16 protein-coding genes are annotated in these 17,035 nt (G+C 68.2%); 9 read left to right on the top strand and 7 right to left on the bottom strand.

The window, feature by feature from the left end; translation table 11 throughout:
* Positions 1 to 16: 16 nt before the first annotated feature.
* Positions 17 to 1,357: an MFS transporter gene (locus tag MRBLMD1_RS04905; protein ID WP_414703664.1), complete on the top strand. Its 1,341-nt coding sequence runs from the start codon at positions 17 to 19 to the stop codon at positions 1,355 to 1,357.
* Between the two features lie 57 nt (positions 1,358 to 1,414).
* On the opposite strand, the gene MRBLMD1_RS04910 is transcribed toward MRBLMD1_RS04905, so the two are convergent.
* Positions 1,415 to 2,149, bottom strand: a complete 735-nt coding sequence (locus MRBLMD1_RS04910) for an IclR family transcriptional regulator (RefSeq protein ID WP_159631679.1) — start codon at positions 2,147 to 2,149, stop codon at positions 1,415 to 1,417.
* A 253-nt stretch (positions 2,150 to 2,402) separates the two neighbouring features.
* Here MRBLMD1_RS04910 and MRBLMD1_RS04915 point away from each other — a divergent pair, with 253 nt between their 5' ends.
* Positions 2,403 to 3,737 (top strand): MFS transporter, encoded by a 1,335-nt coding sequence (locus tag MRBLMD1_RS04915; RefSeq protein WP_159631680.1) that lies wholly within the window; start codon positions 2,403 to 2,405, stop codon positions 3,735 to 3,737.
* A 124-nt stretch (positions 3,738 to 3,861) separates the two neighbouring features.
* Here the strand turns inward: MRBLMD1_RS04915 and MRBLMD1_RS04920 are convergent, their stop codons facing one another.
* Both MRBLMD1_RS04920 and MRBLMD1_RS04925 read right to left on the bottom strand, forming a co-directional pair.
* Positions 3,862 to 4,689 (bottom strand): alpha/beta fold hydrolase, encoded by an 828-nt coding sequence (locus MRBLMD1_RS04920; protein ID WP_364397847.1) that lies wholly within the window; start codon positions 4,687 to 4,689, stop codon positions 3,862 to 3,864.
* 81 nt (positions 4,690 to 4,770) lie between these two features.
* Positions 4,771 to 6,168, bottom strand: coding sequence for an amino acid permease (locus MRBLMD1_RS04925; protein WP_364397849.1), 1,398 nt, complete (start codon positions 6,166 to 6,168; stop codon positions 4,771 to 4,773).
* A 293-nt stretch (positions 6,169 to 6,461) separates the two neighbouring features.
* Between MRBLMD1_RS04925 and MRBLMD1_RS04930 the strand changes: the two genes are divergently transcribed.
* The 5 genes from MRBLMD1_RS04930 to MRBLMD1_RS04950 are packed head-to-tail and all read left to right on the top strand — an operon-like array spanning position 6,462 to position 12,329.
* Complete coding sequence (locus MRBLMD1_RS04930; protein WP_159631683.1) at positions 6,462 to 7,172, top strand: NUDIX hydrolase; 711 nt, start codon at positions 6,462 to 6,464, stop codon at positions 7,170 to 7,172.
* Positions 7,169 to 8,473, top strand: a complete 1,305-nt coding sequence (nadA, locus tag MRBLMD1_RS04935; protein WP_364397851.1) for a quinolinate synthase NadA — start codon at positions 7,169 to 7,171, stop codon at positions 8,471 to 8,473. The genes MRBLMD1_RS04930 and nadA overlap by 4 nt, the downstream gene beginning before the upstream one ends.
* Positions 8,473 to 10,245, top strand: a complete 1,773-nt coding sequence (locus MRBLMD1_RS04940; protein WP_364397853.1) for an L-aspartate oxidase — start codon at positions 8,473 to 8,475, stop codon at positions 10,243 to 10,245. The genes nadA and MRBLMD1_RS04940 overlap by 1 nt, the downstream gene beginning before the upstream one ends.
* A complete protein-coding gene (gene nadC / locus MRBLMD1_RS04945) occupies positions 10,238 to 11,155 on the top strand; it encodes a carboxylating nicotinate-nucleotide diphosphorylase (protein WP_364397855.1) in 918 nt (305 codons plus the stop codon). The genes MRBLMD1_RS04940 and nadC overlap by 8 nt, the downstream gene beginning before the upstream one ends.
* 7 nt (positions 11,156 to 11,162) lie before the next feature.
* The gene (locus MRBLMD1_RS04950; protein ID WP_364398028.1) at positions 11,163 to 12,329 is read left to right on the top strand and encodes a cysteine desulfurase family protein; all 1,167 of its coding nucleotides are present in this window, start codon (positions 11,163 to 11,165) and stop codon (positions 12,327 to 12,329) included.
* 13 nt (positions 12,330 to 12,342) lie between these two features.
* Here MRBLMD1_RS04950 and MRBLMD1_RS04955 read toward each other — a convergent pair whose 3' ends face one another.
* Both MRBLMD1_RS04955 and MRBLMD1_RS04960 read right to left on the bottom strand, forming a co-directional pair.
* Positions 12,343 to 12,831 carry a GtrA family protein gene (locus MRBLMD1_RS04955; protein WP_159631687.1) on the bottom strand — a complete coding sequence of 163 codons (489 nt, stop codon included), beginning with the start codon at positions 12,829 to 12,831 and terminating at the stop codon, positions 12,343 to 12,345.
* Positions 12,832 to 12,856: 25 nt separating this feature from the next.
* Positions 12,857 to 13,519, bottom strand: a complete 663-nt coding sequence (locus MRBLMD1_RS04960) for a DUF1684 domain-containing protein (RefSeq protein WP_224026443.1) — start codon at positions 13,517 to 13,519, stop codon at positions 12,857 to 12,859.
* Between the two features lie 180 nt (positions 13,520 to 13,699).
* Here MRBLMD1_RS04960 and MRBLMD1_RS04965 point away from each other — a divergent pair, with 180 nt between their 5' ends.
* Both MRBLMD1_RS04965 and MRBLMD1_RS04970 read left to right on the top strand, forming a co-directional pair.
* Complete coding sequence (locus MRBLMD1_RS04965; protein WP_224026442.1) at positions 13,700 to 14,527, top strand: hypothetical protein; 828 nt, start codon at positions 13,700 to 13,702, stop codon at positions 14,525 to 14,527.
* Between the two features lie 71 nt (positions 14,528 to 14,598).
* Positions 14,599 to 15,405: a transglutaminase-like domain-containing protein gene (locus MRBLMD1_RS04970; RefSeq protein WP_224026441.1), complete on the top strand. Its 807-nt coding sequence runs from the start codon at positions 14,599 to 14,601 to the stop codon at positions 15,403 to 15,405.
* Here the strand turns inward: MRBLMD1_RS04970 and MRBLMD1_RS04975 are convergent.
* Together MRBLMD1_RS04975 and MRBLMD1_RS04980 are read right to left on the bottom strand one after the other, a co-directional pair.
* Positions 15,402 to 15,863, bottom strand: coding sequence for a MarR family winged helix-turn-helix transcriptional regulator (locus MRBLMD1_RS04975; protein ID WP_224026440.1), 462 nt, complete (start codon positions 15,861 to 15,863; stop codon positions 15,402 to 15,404). The genes MRBLMD1_RS04970 and MRBLMD1_RS04975 overlap by 4 nt on opposite strands.
* The gene (locus MRBLMD1_RS04980; protein ID WP_275181287.1) at positions 15,863 to 16,972 is read right to left on the bottom strand and encodes an LLM class flavin-dependent oxidoreductase; all 1,110 of its coding nucleotides are present in this window, start codon (positions 16,970 to 16,972) and stop codon (positions 15,863 to 15,865) included. Before MRBLMD1_RS04980 ends, MRBLMD1_RS04975 begins: the two co-directional genes overlap by 1 nt.
* Positions 16,973 to 17,035: the final 63 nt, after the last annotated feature.

Consider the following 17,035-nt stretch of genomic DNA (forward strand, 5'->3'; position numbering starts at 1 on the left):
CTGAACGAGCCCCGACGTGACACCACAAACCACCCCCTCATCCACCGGCACCGCCCCTGTCCAGGCATCTCCATCCCGGGAAACCCTTGACCCGGACATGACGGAAGCGGCAGCGCGGGGACGCTTTACCCGCCTTCCCCAACTGGCCGGCAGGGGTTTCATTCCCCTTGGCCTCTTTGCGCGGCTTCCCCTGGCCATGCTGGCCATGGGCACGCTCACCCTGGCCACATCCGCCAGCGGCTCCTTTGCGGCCGGTGGAGCCGCAGCAGGCGCCGTTGGTATCGGGTCCGCGTTGGGGGCTCCCGTGCTGGGATCCCTTGCGGACAGGCGGGGACAGCGGCCGGTCCTGTTGCTGGCGGCCGTATTCAACACAGTGGCCGTGCTGGCCCTGGTCCTCGCCGCCCATACCGCTGGCGTTTCGGGCGGTTTCCTGCCCGCTGTCCTTGCGGCTGCCTTCGCGGCCGGTGCCACCTGCCCACAGGTTGGGCCCCTGGCCCGGGTCAGGTGGATGTCGCTCACGGCCGACGCCGGAGATCCAACGGCATCATCCGGTGGGACTGCCCGTGACCTGGACACAGCGCTTTCCTACGAGAGTACGGCCGACGAGGTGACTTTTGTCCTGGGACCGGCCCTGGTGGGGATCCTGGCCAGCCTTGTGGCGCCGTGGCTTCCGCTGGTCCTGGCAGCGGCGATGACCATCATTTTGGTGCCTCTCTTCGCCGTTCATCCAACCCACCGGGCTGTCCCCGCCAGCCGGCCGGCGGCACCCGGGACCCGCAAGGATGCTGCGCACGGCAGTAAGCTGCCGTGGACCGTGGCACTGCCCGTCCTTGCCATGGCCTGCATGGGCACATTCTTTGGTTCCACCCAGGCCGCCCTGAGCGCCTTCTCTGCCGGGCTTGCCGGCGCGGAAATCGCCGGGCTGCTGTATGCCGTCATGGGCCTCAGTTCCGCCGCCGCGGCGCTCTCGGTTGCATACTGGCCGCGCCGTGCGGGACTGGCGCTGCGCTGGGTGTCCTGCGCAGTCCTGATGGCAGGTCTCGCGGTCCTGCTGCTGGTACCGTCATCGCTGCCCATGATGGCGGCAGTCCTGCTGGTCCTGGGACTCCCGGTGGGTCCCGTCATGGTTACCGTCTTCGCCGTGGGCGGGAAAGTGGCACCCGCCGGCAGGCTCGGCACCGTGATGACTGCGCTGGCCAGCGGCATTGTCGCCGGTACAGCCATCGGGTCCTCTGTTGGGGGACAGCTGGCCCAGCTCCAGGGGGCCGGGGCCGCGTTCCTCGTCCCGGTCTTCGCGGCGGCGGCGCTGGCCGTGCTCGGCGCGGGAACCGCCGTCGTCCTCCGCCGCAAAGCCTGACACGGCACGTCCCTGCGGGCGGCGCCGGTCCGCTACGGCGTTGCTCCGGCAGAGCGGTTACGCCAGCTGGCGCTCGATCCTCGCCGCACTTTCGGCGATGGCAGCTCCCACGGCATCCGGATCATGGGCGGAACGGATATAGACCACTGCAAGTGCAGCCGGACGCCCACCCGGCACCCGGACCGGTGCTGCCAGCGATGAGACCCCGGCGATCACCTCGTCGTGGCTGGCCGAGTAGCCTTTCCGGCGTGCCTCCGCAGCCTCCGGGCGGTACGGCACTCCGGTGGCCAACCGGTCCCATTCCTCCTCCGAGAGGGCGGACTGGATGGCGATCCCGGGGGCACCGGCATTGATGGGGTGGCGTGTGCCCGGGTGCTGGGCAACGGTTGCGCCGGAATGCCTCGGCTCGACCGTGACGAGCGTAATGCAGTCATGGTGGTCCCACACCGCCACGAATGCAGTCATGTTCAGGGAGTTCGCCAGCTGGGTAAGTTCGGGCAACGCGGCGCTCTGCAGGTTGCGCGACACGCCCCGTGCCAGGACCGCCAGGCCGGGGCCCGGCTGGACCCGTCCGGCATCATCGCGCACCAGCAGCGAATGGTCTTCGAGGGTGCGCAGGATCCGGTAAGCCACCGACCGGTGGACACCCATGGCATCGGCAAGCTCAGCGATGGTCAGCGGGCCAGGGGCGGCTGCCAGGATTTCGAGGGCGCGGATGCCGCGCGAGAGGGTCTGGGACGGCGAAGCCTGTGCCGCCGCTCCCGTCCCGGCTGCGGCTGCTGGAGGAGTCATGATGTCCATCCTAGGTTGGCGGCCCCGGAGTTCTATGACTCTTGTCCCAGCCACTCGCTGCCGGTAGTGTCCTCTATACGAACTTGCAGTTCAAATATAGAACTTCTGTTCCGGTTGCCGTTCACCGCAAATATTGACCATTCCGTGTCCCGCATCACACTTTCCGTAGTACTCTACTAACTAACTGACCGTTCTGTCAGTAATTCTGAAGGCGTACGGGCAGCACTGCTGCCCAATGAACAATGGAGTTTCAATGACCACACCTTCCAAGGTGGATACGCTCGCCGGTCCCAGCAGCCGGCGGGAGGAACGCAAGGTCCTCGCCGGCACCCTCGTCGGCACCACGATCGAGTGGTACGACTTCTTCATCTTTGCCCAGCTGACCGCAACGCTGCTGTCACCGCTGTTCCTGGCACCCCTGAACGAGTCCAACCCGGGCCTGGCGCAGATCCTTTCCTTTGCCCTCATCGGCATCAGCTTCCTGTTCCGCCCCCTCGGCGCAGTTATCGCCGGGCACCTCGGTGACCGCCTGGGGCGGAAGGCAATGCTGGTCTTCACCCTCGTGATGATGGGCGCGGCCACCGCCCTCATCGGCATGCTGCCCACCTACGCGCAGATCGGCGCCTGGGCCCCCGTGCTGCTGATCCTGCTGCGGGTTATCCAGGGCTTCTCGGCCGGCGGTGAATGGGGCGGAGCCGCCCTCATGGCCGTCGAGCATGCGCCGGTCAACCGGCGCGGCCTCTTCGGTGCCTACCCGCAGATCGGTGTGCCCGTGGGCATGATCCTCGCCACCGGCCTCCTGTTCTTCCTCAACACCGGCATGTCCAAGGAAGACTTCGCTGCCTGGGGCTGGCGTGTGCCGTTCCTGCTCTCCATCGTCCTGATCGTGGTGGGCTACCTCATCCGCCGCGCCGTCGCCGAGAGTCCGGTCTTCCAGGAGATGGCCCTGCGGAAGAAGGAAAGCAAAGCACCGCTGGGTGAGCTGGTGCGGAACCACAAGCTGCCCGTCCTGTACTCCACCCTGATCTTCATCGGCAACAACGCAGCGGGCTACCTGCTGATTGCGTTCTTCATCTCCTACGCCACCAAGACCCTGAAGATGCCCACGCCGCAGATCCTCCTGGCCACCACACTGGCGTCGTTCGGCTGGCTGATCTTCACCCTGGTGGGCGGATGGCTGTCCGACCGCATCGGCCGCGTCAAGACCTTCCTGATCGGCTACGCCATTGTCTTTGCGTGGATGATCCCCATGTTTGCCCTGATCGACACCAAGGACATCATGCTCTACGGCGTCGCCCTGTTCGTCCTGACGATCGGCCTGGGCCTGTCCTACGGACCCATGTCCGCCATGTACGCAGAGATGTTCCCCGCCAACGTCCGGTACTCCGGCATCTCCATCGGGTACGCCTTCGGCGCCATCCTGGGCGGCGCCTTCGCAGCAACCATCGCGGAGACCCTGCTGCAGTCCACCAAATGGACCGGTTCCATCGGTATCTACATCATGATCCTCTGCGTCATTTCCGCCGTCGGCGTGGTGCTGGCCAAGGAGACCAAGGGCCGCCCGCTCGGCGTCAGCAGCCACCACTGATCCCACCGGCACCCTGACCCCGCCAAGGTCAGCAAAGCCGCAACACCAGCAGCCCGGACCGCCAGGTCCGGGCTGCTGGTGCATGCGGGGGAAGTCTGCCGACTACCCGGGAGGTCCGTGCCGCCTAGACGCCCAGGAATGAAATGGCGGCCTGCTTGAACGCCCTGCTGGTGATGGCGTTGGTGTGGTTCCGGCCGGGCAGGACCAGTTGCTCGGCCATGGAGCCGGCACTTCGGGCCAGTTCGGCGAGCCTGGGCAGGGTGTGGGCCCGCTCGTCCTTGTCGCCCACCACCAGCAGCATGGGAACGTGGGGTACCGCTTCGGAGGGGTCGTAGGGTTCCGCTTTGATGGCCTCCACCAGGGACAGCAGGGCGAAGATGTTGTTGCTCGGCAGCAGCAGGGCCATTTTGAGCAGCTGGGCGGTGGATTCGTCGTTGATCGGCGTACCGTCCGCCAGGTAGTCCTGGGCGGCCCGAAGGTCGAATGCGGCCAGGGGGTCGGAGTCGTTGGGCCCGCCTAGCACCAGCCGGTGCACCAACTCGGGCTGGGTCGCGGCGAACTCCCACGCGAGCCGGGACCCCAGGGAATAACCCACTACGTCCAGCCCGCTGGCAGGGTCGCCGTCGTGCAGGGGGCGCGCTCCGGCGTCGAAGGCTGCCTGGAGCAGGTCCGCCCTGATTTTGCTGGGGGAGTAGGAATCCCGGTCCTCCGGCGCGCCGCTACGGCCGTGGCCCGGCAGGTCAACGGTAATAACCCGGCGGCCGGCGTCAAGAAGGGCCGACACCCAGCCGGTGTCCTCCCAGTTGAGTTTGGAGGAGGAGGAAAAGCCGTGCAGCAGCAGGACCGGCCGGAGGCCGGCGTCGCTGGCGGGTTCATGGACCGCCACGTACAGCTGCGGGTCGGTCCCTTCAACGGTGTGCGCCTGCTGCTGTCCGGTGTGCCTGCCGCTCATGGTGTCAGTTCCCCAATCAGGTACGGCGCCTGGGCGGGCCCGGCGCGTCGGTGCGTCTTCCTTGGAAAGGTACGCTCCACTCTACCTGTTGGCGGCCCGGTTCCTGGCGGTCAGCCGGGCCCCGGCGGCGCACGCCAGCGCAATTCCGGCGATCAGGGCGAAGGTGCTGAAGAGCTGGATGCGGCTGCCCTCGGCGCTGAAACCGACGGCGAAGATGAGTCCCAGCAGGACCAGGCCCAGGATGGTCAGGCCGGGGAAGCCCCGCATCCGCAGGGGCAGCGCGGTGCCGTCCCGGTCTGCCCGCCGGCGCAGGATCAGCTGGGAGACCAGGGCACTGCCCCACACCACCAGGCACGTGGAACCCACCAGCTGGAAGAGGGCCGGCAGGATCCGTTCCGGGAACAACAGCTCCAGGACCGTGGCGATGAAACCGAAGGCCACGGAGACTGCGACCGCGAGCAGCGGCACGCCGGCATTGTTGAGCCGGGTGAGGACGCGGGGCGCCTCCCCCCGCTGCGAGAGCGAATACACCATGCGGGAGGCGCCGTAGAGGTTCGCGTTCAGCGCCGAGAGGAGTGCGACGACGGCCACGAGGGTGATGGCGGTGGAGGCGCCGGGGATCCTGGCAGCGTCCAGCACGCCGGCGAAGGGCGAGGCAAGGCTCTTGGACGTGGCGGGAAGCACGGCGGCAATGACAAAGACGGAGCCGATGTAGAACACCAGGATTCGCCAAACCACGGTCCGGATGGCCTTGCCGACGCTGCGCTCGGGATCCTCGGTTTCGGCCGCAGCCACGGAGACGATCTCCGTCCCGCCGAACGCGAAGATCACCACGAATAGGGCCGCAGCAACCCCACCCAGGCCCTGGGGGGCGAAGTTTCCGGTCAGGTTTTCCGCCCCGGGGGAGTCGACGCCGGGCAGCAGGCCCAGGAGCAGGGCGGCGCCGACTGCCAGGAACAGGACGATGACGGCCACCTTGAGGATGGCGAACCAGAACTCGAACTCACCGAAGTTCCGGACGCCGGCCAGGTTGATGCCGGTGAAGACCACCATGAACAACAGCGCCAGCGCCCAGACCGGCACCACGGGCCAGACGGAGAAGAGCAGGCCGGCGGCACCCAGGGCCTCGGCCGCAATCACCACCACGAGCTGCAGCCACCACAGCCATCCGATGGTGGCTCCTGCCGTCCGGCCCAGCGCCCGCTCCGCGTACACGGAAAAAGCCCCGCTGGTGGGATGGGCAGCGGCCATCTCGCCCAGGGCCCACATCACCAGGATGATCAGCGTTCCGGCAACGAGGTAGGAAAGGAGCACTGCCGGACCGGCCGCCTGGACGCCGGCACCGGATCCCAGGAACAACCCCGCGCCGATGGCGCTGCCCAGCCCCATCATGGTGAGCTGCCGGGGCTTCATGCTGTGGGCGGCTGTGGCTTTGGTGGGGAATGTGGCGGACGTGGTCGCGCCGGACTTCGTCGTCATGGGGCAATGCACCTTCTGGGGCTGGTTGGGGGTCCGGCCTCTGGGGTCCGGGGTCCTCGTGGGACCTCTTGAATTTACCGCCTCCGGAACGCGCCCGGAAATGGACGGGAGGGCGGGGGCCGCGGGATGCGGGAAGAGGGTTTCGGAGGCGGCAGCCTGCGGCCGTGACTGGGATGCAGAAATATTTCCGTTTCGGGGGCGCCCGGCCGTAGAATTAGTTTTGGTCAAGGTGACTATAACTAAGCGAAAGAACACCCGGGGGCGGTCGAGGGTGACGGAAGGCGGTGGATCGGGTGTACTACAGTTCGGCGAACGTTTCCGAGCGGCAGGCCGCGCCGCCGTCGCTGGCCATCTCCACGGTGATCTTCGCGCTGCGGCCCAGCGAGTCCTCCGGCCGGCCAACTTTGTGGCTTCCCCTGGTACGCCGCATCCGGGAACCCTTCAAGGGGCTGTGGGCGCTGCCGGGCGGACCCCTCAGCCACGACGAGTCCCTCCAAAGCGCCGCCGCCAGGAACCTGCAGGAGACCACGGGCCTGGCGCCCCGCTACCTGGAGCAGCTGTACGCTTTTGGCGGCCTGCACCGCTCGCCCACCCAGCGCGTTGTCTCCATCGTCTACTGGGCCCTGGTCCAGCCCACGGAGGCAGCGCTCGCGGACGAATCCGAAAACGTGAAGTGGTTCCGGGCCGACCGCCTGGGCGACCTTGCCTTCGACCACAACGCCATCGTGGACTACGCCCTCTGGCGCCTCCGCAACAAGCTGGCCTACGGCTCGGTGGCCTACCACCTGCTGGGCGAGTACTTCACGCTGGCCCAGGTCCGCGAAGTCTACGAAGCCGTCCTGGACCGCCAGCTGGACCCGGCCAACTTCCGCCGCCAACTCAAATCGACCCCGGAAATCGAAGAAACCGGGGAATACCTCCAGGGCGGGAAGCACCGCCCGCCCCGCCTCTACCGCTACACCGGCCGGCCAGGCCTTGACCCAGACAACAGGAGCACACCATGAGCAGCGTCAACACGGCAATCCAGCTGATCACGCGCGAACAGGCCGAGAAGGGCGCCGCCGCTAAGGGCAGCACCTGCAGCCCGGCGCTGGCCAAGGGCCCGTGGGACTACGACCTGGCCGAGGCACTGGCGGGCGTTCCCGCCTATGGCCCGGGTGCGTCAAGTGCCGATCCTGCTCCTGCCGGCACCCCGCGCCAGGGCCAGCTGCCCGAGGAGTACAAGCGGGCCAGCGACGCCGAACTCGGCGAGCGGATCAGGTCCGCCAAGGCCGCCCTGGGGGAGCGGGCTGTCATCCTGGGCCACTTCTACCAGCGGGACGAGGTCATCCAGTACGCCGACTTCGTCGGTGACTCCTTCCAGCTCGCCAACGCCGCGCTGACCAGGCCGGAGGCGGAAGCCATCATCTTCTGCGGCGTCCACTTCATGGCCGAAACCGCGGACATCCTCTCAACCCCCGACCAGGCAGTCATCCTGCCCAACCTGGCCGCCGGATGCTCCATGGCCGACATGGCGGACGCGGATTCCGTGGAGGAGTGCTGGGAACAGCTCGCGGAGATCTTCGGCACCGAGCCCGACGCCGAGGGCCGGGTCCCGGTCATTCCCGTGACCTACATGAACTCCTCCGCAGCCCTGAAGGCGTTCTGCGGTGAACACGGCGGCATCGTCTGCACCTCCTCGAATGCAAAGACGGTCCTGGAGTGGGCTTTCCAGCGGGGCCAGCGGGTCCTGTTCTTCCCCGACCAGCACCTGGGCCGCAACACGGCCAAGGCCCTGGGGGTACCCCTGGACCAGATGCCCATGTGGAACCCCCGCAAGGACCTGGGCGGCAACGACGAACAGGCGCTCCTTGACTCCCGCGTGATCCTCTGGCACGGGTTCTGCTCCGTCCACAAGCGCTTCAGCGTGGCCCAGATCGACAAGGCCCGGGCGGACTTCCCCGGTGTCCAGGTCATCGTGCACCCCGAATGCCCCATGGAGGTGGTGGACGCCGCGGATTCCGCCGGCTCCACGGACTTCATCAAGAAGGCCATCGCCGCCGCCACCGAGCCCACCACGTTCGCCATCGGCACCGAAATCAATATGGTCAACCGGCTGGCCGCAGAGTACCCGCAGCACACCATCTTCTGCCTGGACCCGGTGATCTGCCCGTGCTCCACCATGTACCGGATCCACCCCGGCTACCTCGCCTGGGTACTGGAGGAACTGGTGGCCGGCCGCGTGGTCAACCGCATCACCGTGGACCACAACGTGCAGGCCAACGCCAGGACGGCGCTCGAGCGCATGCTCGCCGCGAGGCCGTGATGACGCGCCGCCTGGCCGTCGTCGGAAGCGGCATCGCAGGGCTCTACGCCGCACTGCTTGCCTCCGATGCCGGCGCGGACGTGGTGCTGCTGACCAAGGGCGCGCTGGACCACAGCAACACCTGGTACGCGCAGGGCGGCATTTCGGCCGTTCTCGCCGAACCTGCACCTGGGGACACCGTCGCCGCGCACATCGCCGACACCCTGCGCGCCGGGGCCGGGCACTGCAACGAGGCCGCAGTCCGGCTGATGTGCACGGAGGCGCGGCGGGACATTGCCGGCCTCCAGCGCTACGGTGTTGCCTTCGATGCGGGCCACGCCGGGGCGGTGACGGCCGGGGCCACGCACGACGGCGGCCCGGCCCTTGGGCTCGAAGCAGCCCACAGTGCCCCGCGGATCCTGCATGCAGGAGGAGACGCCACAGGTGCACGCGTCGCCGGGGCACTGATCCAGGCCGTCCTGTCGCGGCGGGATGACGGGAAGCTCACCATCCTCACGCACGCCCAGGCCACCGCCCTGATGACCCGGGACGGGCAGGTGGCAGGAGTCCACTACCTCCAGGACGGCCGGCCCGCGGACCTGGATGCGGATGCCGTCCTGCTTGCCTCGGGGGGAGCAGGACAACTGTTTGCCCAAACCACCAACCCCGCTGTTGCCACCGCCGACGGACTGGCGCTCGCCGTCCGCGCCGGAGCGGCAGTGGCAGACCTCGAGTTCTTCCAGTTCCACCCCACCTGCCTGGTCAGCTCCGCCACGGCGCACCCGGCCCGGCTGGACGGGCCACTGCTGATCTCCGAAGCCGTCCGCGGCGAAGGAGCCATCCTGCTGGACTCCGGCGGACGCCGCTTCATGCAGGCCTACCACCCCGATGCCGAACTGGCGCCCCGCGACGTCGTATCCCGCAGCATCGCCCTCCACCTGGCCAAGCTGGGCGATCCCAACGGCCACGTCTACCTCGACGCCCGGGGTGTCGAGCAGGCCAAGGGCGCGGGCTTCCTCCGGCAAAGGTTCCCCACCCTCACCCGCAAAACCCTCGACGCCGGCATCGACTGGACCCGCGAACTGGTTCCCGTCGCCCCCGCAGCCCACTACTGGATGGGTGGGGTACGCACCGACCTCTCCGCACGCACCACCGTTCCGGGCCTCTACGCCGCCGGGGAGGTCGCGTGCACCGGCGTCCAAGGGGCAAACCGGCTGGCCAGCAACTCCCTCCTCGAGGGACTCGTCTTCGGCCGACGCGCTGTTGAAGACTTTCTGGAGGGCAGCTCCGCAGGTCCCTCGGCGCCTGCGCTCGCGCCTCGCACCGGCGAACGCCTCGCAAGCTCGGCGGCCGATGCGGACGCTCACGCGACAACGGCGCTTTCGGGACCTCCGAAACTGCCGCACGATTCCGCACCCCTGCCGCGAAACGCGAGTGCGCACGTCGCCGTCCCTGCTGGTTTTGAAGGTGCGGGCGGGTCTGAGCCGTTTGGCCGGGAGGCTCTTCGCCGCCTCATGACCTCGCACGCCGGGGTGCTGCGTTCCGGGCAATTGTTGGCCGAGGCCCGCCGGACGCTTGAGTCCTGGGCCGCCGTCGTCCGTCCTGATGCCGTTGATTCCTGCGCTGACAATGTGGCGCAGGAGGACGGGAACCTCCTGCTGGCCGCGCAGCTGCTGGTGGACGCTGCGCTCCAGCGCGGTGAATCGCTGGGGGCGCATTACCGCAGCGATGAACCCGTCGAAACTGACAACCTGACTTCCCTCCGCCCGAAAGCGAGCCTGCTCCATGACTGAACCCGCCGTGATCGACCAGGCCGTGTCCCCGCGCCCACCGCTGGACCTCACCCTCCCGCCCGCCCCCGTCAGGGACATCCTGCAACGGGCCTTCGCCGAGGACGCCCCCTCCGGCGACATCACCTCGCAGCTGCTCATCCCCGCCGGCGCCCGCGCCACCGCCGTCCTCAACGCCCGCGTGCCGGGCGTCCTCAGCGGAGCCACCGTCTTCCGCGACGCCATGCAGTTGGTGGACCCGGAAACGCACGTGGAGCTGCTGGTGGCGGACGGGGAAACGTTCGACGCCGGAACGCACCTCGCACGGGTCACCGGCTCCGCCCGCTCGGTGCTGCTGGCAGAACGCGTGGCGCTCAACCTGGTCCAGCGGATGTCCGCCATCGCCACAAAGACCGCCGAATTCGTGCGGCTCGCCGAAGGTACCCGGGCCCGCATCACTGATACGCGCAAGACCACCCCCGGCCTGCGCACCCTGGAACGGTTCGCGGTCCGTTGCGGCGGCGGTGCAAACCACCGGTACAGCCTCTCCGACGCCGTGCTGGCCAAGGACAACCACCTTGCCGTGATGACCGGCGGGGACCCGGCCAAACTCACGGCCCTCCTCCTGGCCGCCAAGGCACAGCTGGGACACACTACCCACTTCGAAGTCGAGGTGGACCGCATGGAACAAATCGAACCCGTGCTGGCCGCTGGCGTGGACACCATCATGCTGGACAACTTCAGCATCGAAGAGCTCACAGCCGGGGTTGCCCTCGTGGCCGGCCGTGCCCGGGTAGAGGCCAGCGGGAACGTGAACACCGGCACGGTCGCGGCCATCGCGGCCACTGGTGTGGATGTCATCTCCGTTGGCGCACTCACCCACTCCGTGGCCGCGCTGGACCTGGGCCTCGACGTCGAACTGGCCGCCGGGTGAGGCTGCCGTGATCTTCCTTGACGCCGCCGCCACCACCCCGGTCCGCCGTGAGGTGCTGGACGCCATGTGGCCCTACCTCACCGGTGGATTCGGGAACCCCTCCAGCCACCACACCCTGGGCGAGGCGGCGGCCGCGGCTCTCGCGCAGGCGCGGAGGGCCGTGGCGGATGTCCTTGGCTGCCGGCAAGGCGACGTGGTGTTCACCTCGGGTGGAACCGAAGCGGACAACCTGGCGGTAAAAGGCATTGCCCTGGCCCGGCAGGCGGCAAACCCGCTGCTGGACCGGGTGGTGATCAGCGCCGTCGAACACCCCGCCGTGGAGGAATCCGCCCGCTATCTGGAGCGCTTCCACGGCTTTACCGTCGACGTGGTCCCGGTGGATTCAACCGGCCGCGTCACGCCCGAAGCACTTGCCGGGGTGCTGCGCCCGGAAACCGCGCTGGTGAGCATCATGTACGCCAACAACGAGGTGGGAACCATCCAGCCCATCGCCGGGCTGGCGGAACTGGCCCGCGCCCAGGGCATCCCGTTCCACACCGACGCCGTCCAGGCCGCCGGCTGGCTGCCGCTCGACACCCGCCCGCTGGGCGTGGATGCGATGAGCATCTCGGGGCACAAGCTGGGGGCACCCAAAGGCTGCGGCCTGCTGTTCGTGCGGAGCCGTACGCGGCTGGAGCCGGTCATCCACGGCGGCGGCCAGGAGCGGGGCCGCCGGTCCGGAACGGAAAACGTTGCCGGCGCGGTGGGGCTCGCCACCGCCCTCACGCTTGCCCGGGACCGGCAGGCAGGGGAGCAGGCACGGGTTGCCGCGCTGCGGGACCGGTTCATTGCAGCCGTCCTGGCAGGCGTGCCGGATGCCGTCCTCACCGGGCATCCTTCCGAGCGGCTGCCATCAGTGGCGTCGTTTTGCTTCCCCGGTACCAGCGGCGAGTCGGTGCTCCTGGAGGTGGAACGCCGCGGCGTGGTCTGCTCCAGCGGCTCGGCATGCGCGGCAGGCTCGGACGCGCCGTCACCCGTCCTCACCGCCATGGGTATTCCTGCAGAGGTGGCCCAGACGGCGGTCCGCTTCAGCTTCGACGCCGCGGTGACGCAGGAGGACCTCGACGCTGCCGCTGCTGCCGTCCAGGCGGCCGTCGCCGGGGTCAGGAACCTGGGTGCGGGCCAGGGCCGATAGCCCCCGGACGACCCTAGCGGTGGCGCGCGCGGCGGAAAATCCAGTGCCGCAGCATGCTGAAGCGCACGGCGGTGGCCAGGAAGCCGGAAAGCGTGGTGGCTACCAGTTCGTCACCCACGGTGGCGTCCGGGTTGAACCAGTGCAGCACGCCCAGGCTGCTGCCGGTGATCACCAAGGCCACGGCAATCACCACCAGGCCGTTGAGGTGGTCGCGGGTTCGGCGTTGCTGGCCGGCAATCTTGAAGGTCAGCCGCCGGTTCAGGGCCGTGTTCAGCAGCGATGTGAGGACCAGCGCCACGGCGTTGGCCAGCTGGGCGCCCAGCCACGGCCGCAGCAGCGCGTAAAGCCCCAGGGACGCCGCGGTGCAAATAACCCCGACGCCGGAAAAACGCAGCAGCTGCCGGATGACCGGAAAGCGCAGGACACCACGGTAGTGCCTGGTGGCGGGAAAGCGCCGGGTAGCGGTCTCCGTGGCGGCGGGTGCGGACAGACCCTCCCTCACGCGGCGTTACCGGGGACGGCCGGCATCAGTACAGCTCGCCCACGGGAATTTCCACTGCCAGCCGGTTTGATGGCCCGGGCAGCGGGCAGGCCCACGCCTCGTTGTAGGCGCAGGAGGGGTTGTAGGCGAAGTTGAAGTCCAGCACAAAGGTGGCGCCGGGACCCGTGCCGCTGACCCCGTGGAACGCGCCCTTGATGGTGTCCAGCAGGTAGCGGCCAGCCCCATAGGTTCCACCCGGCTGGCCGGCCGTGGCGTCGCGGAACGGAACGAAGATGCCGCCGCCGTACCCATGGATCTTCCACACCCCCAGCTGGCCCATTTCCGGCAGGTCGAACGTTCCCAGCCGGACGAAGTTGACCACGCCGTCGGTTCCCGTGTCCACGCTCATCTCCCGGCCTGCACCTTCCTTGGTGAGCGGGACATGGAAGCGGTAAATCGGATCGTAGTCAGCAGTCTTGAGGCCGGAAAAGCGCGCCTTGTCCGCCGCTGTCAGGGCGGAGGCCGGGTGCGTTGCGAACATCAGGTCCCGCTGGTGGCGCCAGTACGAGTGCGCCTCGGACGGGCTCTCGGCGGAGATCCGGCGGACATTGTCGTAGAGCGCAAACGTCCGCAGCCGCCAGTCGGCAATGTCCAGGGCGGAAATGTCCGCGGGATTCTCTTCGGCTGCGCCGTGCTGCTCTTCCGACATAGCCTCCAGCCTAGTCCCAGGCCGGGGTGGTAAGCGTCCGACGGCGACACGCCGGGCCGGGTGCCCGGCCTGCGGCTGGGCGGGGGCCGGTCGGGAGGAGCCGGGGGTGCGTGTCCCGGATGCAGGAAACACCGCCGCGGCAGGCGGGAGAGCGGGATGGTCCCCGTTAGGCTGGGCCTCATGACAGGCGCGCCAGTAAAGGCTGTTCTTTCCGGTATCTCCCTCGTGGCCGGCGCCGTTCTGCTGGCAGCATGTTCGGCACCGCAGGCGGCCGGCCCCGGATGGACCGCGCAGCCGGACCCTTCAGCGCCGGCAGCGTCCGGAACGGCCTCTCCGGCCGACGGGGCGGCCGCCGGCGCCACGGCAGCGGCGCCGGCCGGCAGTGCAACAACAGCAGCACCGGCCTCCGGCGAACCCCAGGCGGTGCCCACCGCCACGTCCTGGAAGACGTTCTCCGATCCCGCAAAGACCGTCAGCTTCGATTTGCCGGCGGACTGGATCGCCCAGTCCGTGGCGCCGGAGGAGGGCATCCTTGCGGGCGGACTGAAGGTCGACGTGAAGAAGCCCGACGGGACCTTCATGGCTTCGCTCCGGACGGGACTGCCGCCGTCGTCCGTTGACTGCCCGGACAGTGCGCAGCGCCCGTACACGGTGATCAGCAGCGTACCGTTCGACCTTGCCGCACAGGGTGGGGAGGGAACCATCCCGCCACGCATGGTCTACCGGGTGATCCAGGGTTACCGCTACTTCGGTTCCTACGGCATCACCAACCTGGTGGGAGGAACCGACGGGAAGGCGTGCGAGCTGCGCAACGTGGTGCGTGGTCCGGCCGGGAAGGGGGACTACTCGTTTGGGGACCTGGTGGCCCTCAAGGCCTTCGCGCCGGACGAAAAGGTGGCCCCGGCGAAGGCGTTCGACACGCTGGACCAGGCGGCCCAGTACGTCAACGGGAGCCCTGACTTCGCCAACGTGCAGCGGATGCTAATGTCGCTGAAGGTCAAAAACTAGTCCCGCTGCCCGCGCCCACCAGGTGCCGGTGCGCCCGACTTGCCTTCCACCCCCAACACCCCCGGAGATTCATGGAACGCTCTGTTTCCGCACGCCTGGCCTTCAAGACAATCGCCAACACCAAGGTGGCCATGGCCATTGCCGTGGCGAGGAACAGCGGCTACTCATCCTTTGACGAATCCCTGTCCGTGACGGCCGGGGGTGCGGAGGTTCCCCTGACGGAAATTTCGGACCACCACGGCGGCCGGTTCCACTACATGGAGTTCGCCGAGCCTGCCGAAGTCACGGTGGAATACTCGGCCACGGTGACCGGCCGCGCCGTGCCCGAGGAGGCGTGCCTGGCCGACCGCATCCGCTACGTGCGTCCCAGCCGGTATGCCGAGTCGGACCGGCTGCTGCCGACCGCCTACGCGGAATTCGGCGGGGTCCACGGGGCCGACCTGGTGCATGCGGTCCGGGAGTGGGTCAATGGCGAACTGCGGTACATCAGCGGCTCCTCCCGTGGCACGGATGGCGCGGTGGAGACGCTCCTGAGCAGGCGGGGCGTCTGCCGGGACTTCGCGCACCTGGCCATTGCCCTGCTGCGGTCCAAGGACATCCCCGCCCGCCTCACGGCTGTTTACGCCCCCGGCTTGAATCCCATGGATTTCCACGCCGTGGCCGAAGCCTATGTGGAGGGTGCATGGCACGTCATCGACCCCACGGGGCTTGCCCCGCGGGAGTCGATGCTGCGCATCACTGCGGGCCGGGACTCGTCCGACACGGCCTTCCTTTCCACGGTGGGCGGCAGCCTGGTGTTGAACCAGCTGCGCGTGACCGCCGTGGTGGACGGGGACCTGCCGGCAGAGGACCCCGCCCGGCTCGTGCAGCTGGGTTAGCGCTTCCCCAGCGAGTTCCGCAGTTTGTCGGTAAGCCGCATGAGTTCCTTCTGCTCAGCGGCCGTCAGTGCAGGCCCCACCAGGGCCGAGATGTCGCGCACGTGCTCGCGGCCGATCTCCTTCTGCAGTTCCCGGCCCTCGTCCGTCAGCTTGAGCAGCACGCCGCGGCCGTCCTCCGGCGCCGGCATCCGGGCCACCAGTCCCCGCTTTTCGAGCCGCTCCACCAGCCGGCTGAGGCTGGACTGGCTCAACAGGACGTTGTCGTTGAGCTCGTTGAGCCGCAGCCAGCCGGACGGGCAACGGGAGAGCGTGAACAGGACGTCGTATTCGTTCACCGCAAGCTTCCGGAACGCCGGTCCGGACTGCAGCTTCCGCATGACAGCCACCTGCGCCCGGAACAGCGATTCCCAGGTCTCCGCCGCCAGCCGCACCGGCGATTCCGATCCTCCCGCAGCCATTACGCCACCGGGGTGGCTTTGCCGGCGTCCTGTGACGCCAGCAGGGCGGCCACGCGGCCTGCGTGGGTGGGCGGTTCCGGAACGTGCGCGGGCTTCAGTGCGGCGTACTCCCTGCGGAGGACCGGCAGCACTTCCTCACCGAACAGGTCCAGCTGCTCCAGGACGGTCTTCAGCGGCAGGCCGGCGTGGTCAATCAGGAACAGCTGGCGCTGGTAGTCGCCGAAGTACTCGCGGAAGGCCAGGGTCTTTTCGATGACTTCCTGGGGGCTGCCCACGGTCAGCGGTGTCTGCGAGGTGAAGTCCTCCAGGGACGGGCCGTGGCCGTAGACGGGGGCGTTGTCGAAGTACGGGCGGAATTCCTTCACCGCATCCTGGGAGTTCTTGCGCATGAAGAACTGGCCGCCGAGTCCCACGATCGCCTGGTCCGCCTTGCCGTGGCCGTAGTGCTCGTACCGCTCCCGGTAGAGGCCGATCAGCTGCTGGTAGTGCTCCTTGGGCCAGAAAATGTTGTTGGCGAAGAAACCGTCACCAAAGTAGGCGGCCACCTCGGCGATCTGCGGCGTGCGGATGGAACCGTGCCACACGAAGGGGGCCACGCCGTCGAGCGGGCGAGGGGTGGAGGTGAAGTTCTGCAGCGGGGTGCGGAACTTGCCGGACCAGTTCACCGTGTCCTCGTCCCACAGCTTGCGCAGGAGGCTGTAGTTCTCGATGGCCAGTTCCACGCCGTCCTGGATGTTCTTGCCGAACCACGGGTAGACCGGCGCGGTGTTGCCGCGGCCCAGGACCAGGTCGACGCGGCCGTCGGCCAGGTGCTGGAGCATGGCGAAGTCCTCGGCGATCTTCACCGGGTCGTTGGTGGTGATCAGCGTGGTGGCCGTGGAGAGGATGATGCGTTCGGTCTGGGCCGCGATGTACGCCAGGGTGGTGGTGGGGGAGGAGGAAAAGAAAGGCCGGTTGTGGTGCTCGCCGATGGCGTAGACATCCATGCCGATTTCCTCGACCTTTTTGGCAATGGCCACCGAGGCTTTGATGCGCTCGTGTTCGGTGGGGGTGTGGCCCGTGGTGGGGTCCGTGGTGATGTCGCTGACGCTGAATACACCGATCTGCATGACGTGCCTTTCCGTTCCTGGACTTGCTGGCTTGGTTCCAGTGTAGACTAATTTAGATGCATT

This window comes from Pseudarthrobacter sp. LMD1-1-1.1, assembly GCF_040676255.1.
In the GTDB taxonomy this organism is placed as follows: Bacteria; Actinomycetota; Actinomycetes; order Actinomycetales; family Micrococcaceae; genus Arthrobacter.